The sequence below is a fragment of the Mesotoga sp. genome (assembly GCF_035363035.1).
Classification (GTDB): domain Bacteria; phylum Thermotogota; class Thermotogae; order Petrotogales; family Kosmotogaceae; genus Mesotoga.
This window is the reverse complement of sequence record NZ_DAOSEH010000067.1, coordinates 1-12316: the sequence shown is the minus strand read 5'-3', so window position 1 is coordinate 12316 and position 12316 is coordinate 1. Positions and strand designations below refer to the sequence as shown.

Below are 12316 nucleotides of genomic sequence, written 5' to 3'. Positions count from 1 at the left end.
ACAATTATTCACTTCAGACCTATAATATCACTTTTGAAAGCGCCAAGTCAAGGCGACCGCGTCGCGAGAAAGAGTCATAAAAGTCGTCCAGCATCCGGCCCCGGAGCATGGACCCGTCCTTCTAAAGAGTGGTTCTTCGTTGCCTGTAATTAGAACGGCTCTACACATTTATTCAGATGTATCTTCTCTTTCTTTCTAGAGGTCTCAGTCATAGTAAAATAGTACTGTTCAGGAACAATCTTTGAAATTCGCAAATTTCTTCGGCAGAGAACTCTTACATTCATGAGGGAAAAACATATCTATCCAGCAGAGATCGTTGCTGGACAATCGTAAACGGAGGTGAAAATGTTGAACTGGAAAAAAGAAAGGATTCCAGTGGTTGTTATTGTGCTGATTCTCGCCGCGTTGATTCCGGTGATTGCATTAGGTAGTGTCACGGCTCACGAACTGGTTATTATGGGTACAAACGATCTTCACGGCTACGTTATGCCTTATGATTATTTGACAGTTCAGCAAGTGAAGGACTACGGAGTGGCTAAGACCTATACTCTTGTCAAATGGGCAAGGGAGATCTATGACAACACCATTTTGATCGACACTGGTGACGCCATACAGGGAAGTGTTTTAGCAGAACGAGAAGCGAGAGTTGAACCGCTAAGTATGGGAGATACTCCATCGATAATCAAAGCGATGAACATCATGAAATATGATGCGGCGGCGATAGGAAACCACGAGTTCAATTTCGGTCTCGAATATCTCGACCTCGCTATGGCAGCCGCTGATTTCCCGATGCTTTCTGCAAACCTCTACAATGCCGATACCGAAGAGCTTAGATACGATCCTTACGTGGTGCTTGAAAGGGAAGTCGATGGAATACCGATAAAGATCGGAGTAATCGGTTTCTTACCGCCCGAGATAATGATGTGGGATAGAGTCCTCCTTGAAGGAAGAGTGTATGTTGAACCGATAGCGGACGCCGCTGCCAGATACATTCCTGAGTTGAGGGAAAAAGGTGTCGATCTGGTAATCGTTGCACTACACCAGGGAACCTCCGACGCCAGAGATGTCCTTGAAAGTGTTGAAGGAATTGATGCAATCATCATGGGACACAGCCACGGAAGATCTGCAGAGAAGATCGATGAAGTTCCAGTCACCATGGCGGGAAGCTGGGGTAACTCCCTGGGGCTCATCCATTTCCACCTTCTCAACAGAGACGGAAGTTGGGAAGTCTTCTCATCCTTCCCGGAACTATGGTATGTCGATGAAACGATCGAATCCGCTCCCGAAATCGTTGAGGCTGTCAGGGAACAGCACGAAGCAACTATCGACTATGTTATGGCCCCGGTGGGAACTACAACCGTACCGATCAAGAGCTACTTCAGCAGGGTGATCGATAACGAAGTAACGCAGCTTATCAACGAAGCCCAGCTCTGGTATGCGAGAGAGTACTTCAAAGGCACGGAATTTGAAGGAATGCCTTTACTTTCAGCCGCAGCGCCATTCAGAACCAATACGAGCGTAGATGCAGGAGACATAAAAATCATGAATGCTGCCGACATCTACATCTACTCGAACACTCTTCACGTTGTGAGAGTCAACGGCGTGGAACTCAAAGGCTGGCTCGAAAAGTGCGCGGAGAACTTCAACCAGATCGATCCCGCCCGGACTGACGATCAGAACCTTCTTGCACGTTTCTCATCTTACAACTTCGACATCATCGAAGGTATAAACTACCAGATCGATGTTCGAAAGCCCGTGGGTCAGAGAATTGTGGATTTGACTTATGAGGGTGAGGAAGTGGAAGATGAGATGGAATTCCTCGTTGTGACCAATAACTATCGCGCAGGTGGCGGTGGCTACCACCTGGTAGATGCGGATATCGTCCTTTCTTCAACGGTCGAGAATCGAAACGTGATCATAGACTACATAATCGAAAAGGGCACGATTACTCCTACGCCATCTTACAACTGGTCCATCGTACCTTTCGAGTCTGCTGGAAGAATCACCTTTACATCCAGCGAGGAAGCGGTATCACTTATAGGCGAGCTTGGAATCAAGGGAATCAAATACATCGGTGACCGTCTCTTCGAAATAGATCCCGTAGAAATAGCTGCAAATACGGTTCAGACAGTTGTAAATTAACAGAACTGCCAACACATAAAGCCGGAGATCGTTGATCCTCCGGCTTTTTGCTGATTTGATGTTAGTAAAGATCCGAAAAGCCCCGGAGGTTATTCCACAGGTCATGATGTGAAGAAGTTATCATCTTGTCATGCTCCCGCACCGTCATCCCGTTGTGATTTTAAACGGGATCTCGTTCTTCTCGTCGCTCTCTCGCAAACTTAAACAGAGGTTAGAGGTGACAGGTTAGAGGTTAGAAAGTCAAGACCTTCACGCTCTTCACACCTCTCCCCTCTTACCTCTAGCCTCAGGTTCAGCGTTACGGTTCCCTAAGGACGTCTCTTCTAAGTTGTCAAGATTGTTCTTCGGTGCTGAGGTATGGAAAAACCTTGCCGGAAGGAAAGCATTTGTGGCAAAATCGTTTACGTCGCTAATCTAACAAATCGGTACGGGAGGTAAAGGAATGACAGATGAGAAGATCGTGAAGCAGCCGCGCAGGTATTTACCGGAGGACCTTGATCTTTCGGTGTGGAAGAACGTCGAGGCCGAGCTGAAGAGGCTTGAAGAGTATCCTGTGGACAGCGTGGATTCTCTGGAAGAGTTTCTCTACAGATGGAGCGAACTCTATATGGTGATCCAGGAGCAACTGGCCTGGAGATACATAGAGATGACGAGATTCGCCGACAGTGAAGAAAAGAGGAAGAACTATTCGAACTTCTACGCCGGGGTCTTCTCCAGAGCCGAACCCTACAAAATGAGGCTGCTGAAGAAGTACTACGACAGTCCCTACAGGGCTGAGCTCGACACTCTCAGGTACGAGAACTTCGACAGGATAGTGGCCAACACCATCGAAATGTTCAGAGAGGAAAATCTTCCGCTCGAGATAAAGGAAAAGGAGTTATCCTCCGCCTACGGCGCTACGATAGGCTCTTTGACGGCAGAATACGACGGTAAGGAGTACACGCTCTCTCAACTCTCCAGATTCCAGCAGGAACCCGACAGAAAAGTAAGAGAGGAGACCTGGAGACTCTCGATGGAGAAGCTTTCCACTGTCCACGACAGACTGGAAGAGCTTTTCGATCAGCTAAAGGAGATCAGGATACCTCAGGCCAGAAATGCCGGTTTCGAAAACTACAGAGATTTCATGCACGCCAGGAAGAACAGGTTCGTCTATTCGGTCGAGGATATCTTCAGGTTCCACGATTCAGTCGAAGCCGTGGTCGTTCCCTTCGTAAAAAAACTGAACGAAGGCCGGAGAAGAGAGCTCGGAGTGGAGTCGCTAAGGCCCTGGGATACGCAGGTAGAACCCTCGGGAAGGGTATTGAAGCCCTTCGACGGCATGGAGGACTTCATAGGAAAGGCCGTCGCCGTTCTCTCCAGAGTAGACAGACAGTTCGGTCTCAACCTGCAGAAGATGAAAAACACAGAACTGCTGGATCTGGAAAATAGAAAGGGGAAGGCTCCCGGGGGCTATAACTACCCGCTGGACGAGACGGGGGCGCCCTTCATATTCATGAACGCCACCGGAACGCCGGGCAACGTCAGAACTATTCTCCACGAATCGGGCCACGCCATGCACTCCTTCTCGACTGTGGACGAGAGAATAATACTGTACAGACACACAACGCACGAAGCGGCCGAGCTCGCCTCGATGTCGATGGAACTGCTCACCATGGATCACTGGGACGAATACTACCCTGACAGCGAAGAACTGAAATTGGCGAAAAAAGAGGAGCTGACCGGAACTATAAGCTTCCTGCCCTGGTGCATGACGGTCGATGCCTTCCAGCAGTGGATCTACTCCAATCCCGACCACACGCCCGACGAGAGGGACGAGAAGTTCGCCGGTATCTTCGCCAGGTTCGAAGGCGGGATCGATTGGTCAGGTCTAGAGCGGGAGCGGCGAATCCGCTGGCTGCTTCAGCCCCATATCTTCACCAACCCCTTCTACTACATAGAGTACGGTATCGCCCAGCTCGGAGCCCTTGCCATATACAGAAATTACAGACTCGACAGGGAAAAGGCCATAGCCGATTACAAGAGGTTTCTCTCTCTGGGATACTCCAGACCTCTCGATGAACTGTACGAAGCGGCGGGGATCAAGTTCGACTTTTCGAAGTCATATATATCCGAGCTGGTCGATTTCGTCGGGGGAGAGATAGAGAGGCTCTAGAAAAACGATCCGATCGTAGTTTTGTTTGCGGGGAGCAGAGTCTCGAAAACAGGACTCAAGGAGGGCCGTTGAGAATAGAATAGTTTAGGAGGTGAGATAATGAAAAAGATACTCATAATTCTATTTCTGACTTTGATACCGCTCTTCTTATTCGCCCAGACCGAAGAATTGAAAGCGAAACTGGCTGCCAACCCCGCGGATATAGAAAGTCTCGAAGCGCTTCTCAAGATATACGAAGAAAACTACGATGACAACAGCTATATCAACACCGTGATCGAAGTTGCCCGGGCCCTCACGGAGATACCCGAAGGCATGGTGGCGATCTTCGAGAAAACGATCGAAAAGGCTCTGAACAACTATTACTCGGAGCAGGCGGGCGAATTGTCGAAGATATACTTCGATAACTTCAAGAACAGGAAATCGCTCCTCTACCATTTGCGCAGTCTCAACAGCTCCTGGTATCTCAGCGAATCCGACGTTCGCTATGCCGTGACATCGATCGAGAACGAGGATCACCTGGAGCTCTACAAGTATCTATACGAAGAGTCCAAAGAACTGTACCCGACCGATCTCTCGCTGATCGTGTCGAGGATACTGGTCGAAGATTTCGGAGAGAGCGAGTTCCTGATACCCTATATCGAGAATTTATTCTACGAGGGAGACTTCTCGACCGCCGAGGAACTGCTCATGGAATACTCGCAGAACCTGACTGAGGAACCGATGAATTACTTCTTGAAAGGCCTGCTGGCTTTGAACTACGGTAACTACGACGAAGCTGTGGAGTTGTTCCTCCAGGGAAAGAGTTTCAACGACGAAGCCGCGCTGGGAAAGGCTATAGAGATACTGGATTATATATATATTCCCGATTATGTTTCCGAGCTGTTCAGGGCGATCGTGCTCTCCAGCGACGAGGCATCGCTGCAGAATAATATTCAGATGTATATGATCGGCCACGAAGAGCTAGACTGGATATACTCCTGGCTGTCGAGAGTTCCGGCGCCCAAGAAGATAAACGAACTGCTGGAAGGAGAAGAGGTAGTTATCTCCTACAACACGCTGAATATGGATTATGAGAGCGGGAACGTCGGTTTCTTCGATATCGAAGGTAATCTCTTCGGGAGTCTGACAGATGCGATATATGGCCAGTTCCTCGATTCAAGGACATTCGTCTATATATCGCTGCAGAACGAGAGGGTCGTGGTTGACGGAGAGAGAAAGGCCAGATTCAACGGCTACACCGTCTATTCGCTTTCCCCGGATCGCTCGAAATTCCTGCTTCTGGACAATTACGGCGAGAAGATAGTAATGATTGGACCGGAATTGACGCAGATCTGGTCGGCCGACGGAGATTTCGGAATGGTACCGGTCTCCTGGTCGCCCGATGGTTACAGGGTGGCTGTCTCCACCGATTACGATGTCTTCTCCATATTCAACGCAGATACGGGCGAGGTGCTCGAGACCGTGGAAGACTGGTACGATCTCGTTTTCCTCTCCAACGACAACGCTTACGCGATAGACTACGACGGCAACCTCGTCGACCTGGCGACGGACGAGACGCTAAAAACGGCAAAAACGGCTGTCTGGGCGGAGTTTGGAAGCGAGAACAAGATCATCTATTTTGTTCCGCCTGAGGAGTATGGCGATTTCTCTTACATCGCCCTGCGGGTGTACGATCTTGAAACCGGCACCGACCGGGTACTCAGTAACAGGGTACTCTGGATGGACGCGCCGGTCCCTTCGATCAAGATAGAAGGGCCTTACATCTACTTCACGGAAAAGGATGCCAACGGTATGCACAGGGTTCTGGTCATGGATTACACCACCAACGAACTTCTCTTTGAAAGCATGCCGAGCTACGATGTTCTGATCTTCCCCGACGTCAGGCCGGAATAAAAAAGCCGTTGCGAACCATCAAAACAAGGCCGGAGGGTAAATGCCCTCCGGTTTTTTCTGGCAGAGCTTTAGAAGGAGCCATCGAGAATCGCTGACATCAGTCTGCGGTCACTTTGAATCTCTTTCTGCGTAACTCGGTGGTTGTGTTTTATTCTCTCTGTATAACCCAAAAGAAAAGGATTTTCGGAAGTGATAGCCGTATATCGCAAATTCAACTGACAATGGAAAAAGCGATGGCTTAAAGAAGGCCGTCCAGAGGAGCAACAACCAATAGTTAATTCGACCTTTTTCCCTTATTCCAAGTACCCACAGCGACTTAACGAAAGCCTTCAGATTGTCGGAAAGGGGCCTGACATGTCTAAGTGAATTCGGTTTGTAGTTCTTGAGAAAGGTTATTACTCTCTGGCGATAGGGTTTCGGCGCGTAGATGCTTCTGAGTATTTTATAGTAACCGTCTACAAGGTTATTGAGACCCATCTTGGGAACTATGTTAGTCAGAATGCTGGTGTTGTTGCCGGAAAACTCCGACGCGATCCTGTTCTCATCTTTCAACCTCAGGAAGAGTCTTGTGCCCGTAGGCGCTGTGAGGACACCAACCATTGCCGTCACTATACCGCTCTTCTGGATGAAATTGATCATGTTCCGAAATACCGAAGGCCTGTCGTGATCAAAGCCTACAATAAATCCGCCCTGAACCTGCAGACCGAACTCCTGTATCTTCCTTACAGAGGATAGCAAGTCTCTGTTTCGGTTCTGGTACTTGCCGCATTCAACGAGACTTTCCTCCTCGGTAGTCTCTATGCCGACGAAGACGGTTCCAAAATTCGCGTCGACCATGAGTTTCATCAGTTCATCGTCATCTGAAAGATCAATTGAGGCTTCCGTATTCAACAAAAACGGATAATTCCTGTTTTTCATCCATTCGGCAATAGCCGGAAGAATTTCTCTCTTCAGTTTAGTTTTATTTCCGATGAAGTTATCGTCAACTATGAATACTCCTCCACGCCAGCCGGCTATATACAACGCTTCCATTTCGCCAATGAGTTTTTCCGCTCTCTTCGTCCTGGGAATACGTCCGTTTAGCAGAACAATGTCGCAGAACTCGCAATTATAAGGACAACCTCTAGAATACTGGATGTTCATAGAAGAGTACTTTCTCATGTCAAGAAGCTTCCAGTCTGGAATGGGACTGTTAGAGATATCTGGAAAGCCGTCGGATCTGTAAATGTGCTTAGCCCGGCCTTTCTCTAAATCATGAAGGAACGGCGCCAGAGTCACTTCTGCTTCACCAAGAACTAGATGATCGACTTCACTGAACTCCTCTGGTCTAGTTGTGAAAAGCGGCCCGCCCGCTATAGTTTTGACACCTAAATCTTTGCACCTCTGAAGAACCTTCTTTGCTGAATCGAACTGAATATCCATTGAACTGATCATTACGTAATTGGAGTTTAAGATATCTTCGTCACTTAGAGTGTCCGTGTTCATATCGATAAGTTTCTTCTCCCACTCTTCAGGCAACATAGCCGAAACGGTCATTAGTCCGAGTGGTGGGTACGCTGCCCTTTTTGAGACGAATTTTAATGCGTGCTTGAAACTCCAAAATGTTTCTGGATATTCTGGATAGACCATCAAAACCTTCATGTCTCCACTTCCCTTTTTGTGACGGCACTCAAACCTTTGCTAAAAACTACTTGCTCTACAAGTTGATGCATTGTGCGGGATCAATAATTGCTGAGGTTTGTAACTGTTGGAAAGGGTAATCATCGGTTGAAGGTCGAAATATACAATTCATCCCGCGTTGCCATCTAATCAATATTATCACAACGGACCAATCAAAAGAGCTAATCACTCAACCTATGCGTTTCGAGGTGCATAAGTTGCGATTATGGTTTCTTTGGCCTACCGACAGACGATACCATCCTCGTTATGAGTTGGCGGGAACCGAGGTTAAAAAACGGTTTGTTTACGATAAAATATTCAGGGAGGTGATTTTATGCTTACTTTGATATCGCTGGCCGTCGGTGTTGTCCTGGTGACGGTTCTCGGTGTTGTTTTTTATTTCGTAATCGCCAGATGATTCCGGTCCGTTTTGGTATTTTTCATTTGCTTCACCGGCCGTTTCTTTTTGAGGCGTGGTTGACGAGAAGCGCTTTCATATCCGCCAGGTGCCTGTAGATAAGTATCGCCATGTTCATGATCCATACGGGCAGCAGATAGGGAATGCCACGCAGAAGAACGTAAACCAGAACGGCGAGCATGCCAACCACGACCCTCGCGGCGTCCTCGGCGGGGGTTGTTTTACCTTTCTTGCCGATTGCCCTCGAGAGAGAAAAGATGGTGAAGATCGTTCCGAGCAGCACGGGAACCTCCCACTTGGTCAAAGCCGACCAGATGCCGAAGGTAACGGCGACGGCCTTCCCCCCCGAAAACTTCAGGAAGGGCGAGAAGGCGTGGCCGAGAACGGGTGCGACCGAAACGACCGCCAGTCGCCAGTCTTTCAAAATCCCCGATTCTACGATGAAAACCAGCGGAACGTAGCCCTTGAGAAAATCCAGAGCTATGCCGGCCATACCCCACTTCCAGCCGAAGATCCTTCCCAGATTAGAGCCGCCGGGGTTGCCGTCCCTGGTTTGCCTTATGTCCTTTCCCTTGATCTTCCCCAGCCAGTACGAGAACATCATCGAACCCATGAAGAACTCCAGCAGAAAAAGAAGAAGAAAGATAACTTCAGACATCTATATCCCTTCCCTTCCAGCTGACACGTCTGAAAAGCAGAGTTCTCAAACCTGAGTAGATGAAGGTATAGAAGAAAAAGAGAAAATAGACCGGAAAGATAAGGGCGTGGCCTATTGAGAAGGAGCCGATCTTCCTTGAGTACAGGTAGATCTGGATGGCATAAGCCAGATACATGATGATGAACGCGATGAACTGGATCTGGAAACCTAAGGCGATGGGCAGTCTCAGAAAGGTAGAAAAGCCCCCGGTGATCCACAGGATCATCAGCAAGAGGGTGAGCGGCGGTGTAGAGCCGGCGCCCTTCGCGAAGTTCTTTCCCCAGCCCTTCAGAACTTCCCCGATCCCACCCGGGTACATCCTGAAACTGATCAGCTCGCCTCCAAAGGTGTTGCTCACAAGGAATCCACTTTTCCGAAAGGCCCTTCCCAGCTCGATATCGTCAAGAACGTTGCTTCTTATCGTTTCGTGACCGCCCACGTCGGAATAATCGCTTCGCGAGCAGACCATGCAGGGGCCGAAAGCTCCCGGCGCGTTCCTTTCGCCGGCCATGAAATTCCCAAGCGAAGCGACCACTATGAGATTGAATACCAGCGAGAAGCTCTCGTAGAAGCGTTCCATTCTGTGGTAAGGCTGGACGGAAACCAGGCCGCCTTTGAGCTCTTGAAGGTCGATGATGGTGCCGAGAGCTTCAGGAGAGAGTTCTACGTCCGCATCCAGGAAGACCAGGGTCTCTCCGGCGGAATTGAGGTAGCCGTTCCAGCAGGCCCAGGACTTGCCTATCCATCCCGTCGGCGGGTCGGATTCGAGCCTGACAAGTTTGACATTGTAGTCCGAAGCGATCTCCGCAGTTCCGTCCGACGAATTGTCGTCAACTACGATCACTTCGTGCGGAACGGTCTTCTGCTTCGAAATCGATTCCAGTAGCTTCCCGATATTCTTCTCCTCGTTCCTGGCCGGGATTATTAGAGAGACTTTCCTTCCAGTGCCACCATCCTTCGAATGCAAGGCTTCCAGAACTTTTAACCCGCCGAAAATCAGTAAGCCCGTTAACCAGGCTATCAAGGTGAACAACAATATGAACAGAAACCTTCCCTCCCGCTACAACTGTTTAGAACAATTCTAGCATTTCTGCTTCTCAGGCGAAGTGGCCGTCGGGAGCAAAACATTGTGTTGAGCGTAATGTAGAGGCCTGATTCTAAATAATTGCAGTGCGTGGTGTATTATTGAAAGAGCAAAGCTTCGCAATACAATGGAGGTATCGTCTTGAAGTTCAGCAGTTCGGAGGAGAGGGCCAGGGCGCTGGGAAAGATGAAGATCCCGTCCCTTTTGATCGGCCTCTCCATACCATCTATCATAGCCATGTTGACCAATGCCATCTATAACCTCGTAGACGCCTTTTTCATCGGAAGGATCGGCACGAGCGCGATGGGAGCGATCGCCATCGCCTTTCCCATATTCAATCTGATCGGCGCCGTCGGCCTCACTTACGGTGTCGGCGGCGCTTCGTACGTTTCCAGATTGCTGGGCGCCGGAGACAGGGAACAGGCCGACAGGGCCGCTTCGACGGCCTTTTTCACCAGTCTGGCGACGGGAATCGTCTTCACCATCCTGGGGCTGACCTTCCTCGATCCTTTGCTTCGGGCCTTCGGCGCCACGGAAACGATAATGGAGTACGCCAGAGAGTACACGATGGTTATAATCGCGGGATCGATTCTGAACATGATGAACATGACCATGAACAACCTGGTGAGAGCCGAGGGAAACGCGCCGAGGTTCATGATGGCCATGGTGTCGGGAGCTCTTCTGAACGTCGCCCTCGATCCGATTTTCATCTTCGGTTTTGGCATGGGGGTAGTCGGTGCCGCGCTGGCCACGGTCATTTCCCAGTCCGTATCGACCATGATACTTCTGGAGTACTATCTGCGCAAGAAGAGTTATACACGTCTGTCGATAAAGCTCTACAGGTTTTCGCTTCACATTTACGGCGAGATCTTCAAGATCGGCCTGCCAACCTTTCTAAGGCAGTTTCTATCGAGCTTCTCGGTTGCCCTGTTAAACAACGCGGCGGCCGTGTACGGCGATCACGCCGTCGCCTCGGTTGGAATCACCATGAGGGTGCTGATGCTGGGGATGATGGTTCTCTTCGGTTACGGCCAGGCTTTCCAGCCCGTTACCGGCTACAACTACGGTGCGAAGAATTACTCTAGGATATTTGAAGCACTCAAGTTCTCACTGATAGTTACTACGGCCTTCGCGATCGTGTTCGGAATTGCGGGCATGGTCTTCCCCGGTATGATAATAAATATATTCAGCGACGATCCTAAGGTCATAGAAATCGGTTCGCAGGCTCTCAGAGCCGTGAGCATCTTTTTCCCGACCTTTGGCTTCGTTTTGACATTCAACTATCTCTTCCAGGGCATGGGAAAGGGACTATCGGCCGGTATCCTCTCTATGGCCAAGCAGGGGATATTCCTCATACCGGCCGTGATAACGCTGCCGCGTATTTTCGGGCTCAACGGGGTCATCTACGCCCAGACAACGGCAGATTTCTTCACGTTGTTCGTCGCCGGGATCCTAGCGATGGGAGCGATCAAGAAGCTTAGAGTAGAGAGCCGATCACAGATTGCCGACGGAAGAGCCGAATAAGTATGGGTCAAAAGGTTACCGGTTTATGGCCTTCTCTTGCGTACGCCCAGGACATATCTCTGGTGGTATAACCTATCCCTATGTTTGCATACCGGTCGATCGCGATCAGTCCGCATTCACAGTCGATATACTTGGCTCTCTCCAGGGCCAGATCGACGGCCTTCTGGGCCGGGTATTGTTCCATAAAGAAGGCCACGAGTCTGCAAAGCGTCAGCTTTATTATCTTTTCCCCGTGTCCCGTTGCCGAGACGGCTCCGAAGTTGTTTGCGTAGGTACCCGCACCGATTACGGGAGTGTCTCCCACCCTTCCGAAGGTTTTCATCACGATGCCGCCCGTGGAAGTGGCCGCGGCCATCTTTCCGTTGTCGTCTATCGCAACGGCCCCGGAGGTGGAGTAATACCCCGGGGTTTTTCTGGCCAGCGCAATGGTTCTGGAGAAGCGCAGGTTCTCGCCCCTCTCGATCTTTTCCATATTCCTTTGCCACTGCATCTGTCTCGTCGGCACAACAAGGTTCTCCTCGCGCGGGAAACCCATGATCCGGATGAACTCCTCCACTTCCTGGCCAGAGAGTAAAACGTTGTCCGTCTGCTCCATGACGGCTCTCGCCACCTCTATGGGATGGAGGATTCTCTTGAGGCCGGAGACGGCGCCGGCGTTCAGTTCGCTGTCCATGATCGCTGCATCCATCTCCACTTCGCCCTTCAAGTTCAGTACAGAACCTTTTCCGCAGTTGAAAGCCGGGTCTT

8 protein-coding genes are annotated in these 12316 nt (G+C 49.9%); 4 read left to right on the top strand and 4 right to left on the bottom strand.

The genetic code is table 11. From position 1 onward, the window contains the following. Positions 1-348: 348 nt before the first annotated feature. The 3 genes from PKX57_RS09335 to PKX57_RS09325 all read left to right on the top strand — a co-directional run bounded on the left by PKX57_RS09335 (position 349) and on the right by PKX57_RS09325 (position 6187). Positions 349-2142: a bifunctional 2',3'-cyclic-nucleotide 2'-phosphodiesterase/3'-nucleotidase gene (locus tag PKX57_RS09335; RefSeq protein WP_472416956.1), complete on the top strand. Its 1794-nt coding sequence runs from the start codon at positions 349-351 to the stop codon at positions 2140-2142. Positions 2143-2584: 442 nt separating this feature from the next. Then, a complete protein-coding gene (locus tag PKX57_RS09330) occupies positions 2585-4294 on the top strand; it encodes a M3 family oligoendopeptidase (RefSeq protein WP_472416954.1) in 1710 nt (569 codons plus the stop codon). Between the two features lie 99 nt (positions 4295-4393). After that, positions 4394-6187, top strand: coding sequence for a hypothetical protein (locus tag PKX57_RS09325; protein WP_472416952.1), 1794 nt, complete (start codon positions 4394-4396; stop codon positions 6185-6187). Positions 6188-6295: 108 nt separating this feature from the next. On the opposite strand, the gene PKX57_RS09320 is transcribed toward PKX57_RS09325, so the two are convergent. The 3 genes from PKX57_RS09320 to PKX57_RS09310 all read right to left on the bottom strand — a co-directional run bounded on the left by PKX57_RS09320 (position 6296) and on the right by PKX57_RS09310 (position 9985). Continuing rightward, a complete protein-coding gene (locus PKX57_RS09320) occupies positions 6296-7828 on the bottom strand; it encodes a DUF4070 domain-containing protein (protein ID WP_213922041.1) in 1533 nt (510 codons plus the stop codon). A gap of 467 nt (positions 7829-8295) precedes the next feature. Continuing rightward, on the bottom strand, positions 8296-8922 hold the full coding sequence (locus PKX57_RS09315) for a glycerol-3-phosphate acyltransferase (RefSeq protein ID WP_213922042.1): 627 nt from the start codon (positions 8920-8922) through the stop codon (positions 8296-8298). Beyond that, positions 8915-9985, bottom strand: coding sequence for a glycosyltransferase family 2 protein (locus PKX57_RS09310; protein ID WP_472416950.1), 1071 nt, complete (start codon positions 9983-9985; stop codon positions 8915-8917). The genes PKX57_RS09315 and PKX57_RS09310 overlap by 8 nt, the downstream gene beginning before the upstream one ends. Positions 9986-10186: 201 nt before the next feature. Here PKX57_RS09310 and PKX57_RS09305 point away from each other — a divergent pair, with 201 nt between their 5' ends. Beyond that, positions 10187-11569 carry an MATE family efflux transporter gene (locus PKX57_RS09305; protein WP_472416948.1) on the top strand — a complete coding sequence of 461 codons (1383 nt, stop codon included), beginning with the start codon at positions 10187-10189 and terminating at the stop codon, positions 11567-11569. Positions 11570-11576: 7 nt separating this feature from the next. Here PKX57_RS09305 and PKX57_RS09300 read toward each other — a convergent pair. Beyond that, positions 11577-12316: isoaspartyl peptidase/L-asparaginase family protein (locus PKX57_RS09300; protein WP_472416946.1), on the bottom strand; the 740-nt coding region annotated here is incomplete at its 5' end.

Coding starts and splice junctions, on each gene's coding strand:
- PKX57_RS09315 (WP_213922042.1), bottom strand. CDS start 8,922: ATGTCTGAAGTTATCTTTCTTCTTCTTTTTCTGCTGGAGTTCTTCATG.
- PKX57_RS09330 (WP_472416954.1), top strand. CDS start 2,585: ATGACAGATGAGAAGATCGTGAAGCAGCCGCGCAGGTATTTACCGGAG.
- PKX57_RS09325 (WP_472416952.1), top strand. CDS start 4,394: ATGAAAAAGATACTCATAATTCTATTTCTGACTTTGATACCGCTCTTC.
- PKX57_RS09320 (WP_213922041.1), bottom strand. CDS start 7,828: ATGAAGGTTTTGATGGTCTATCCAGAATATCCAGAAACATTTTGGAGT.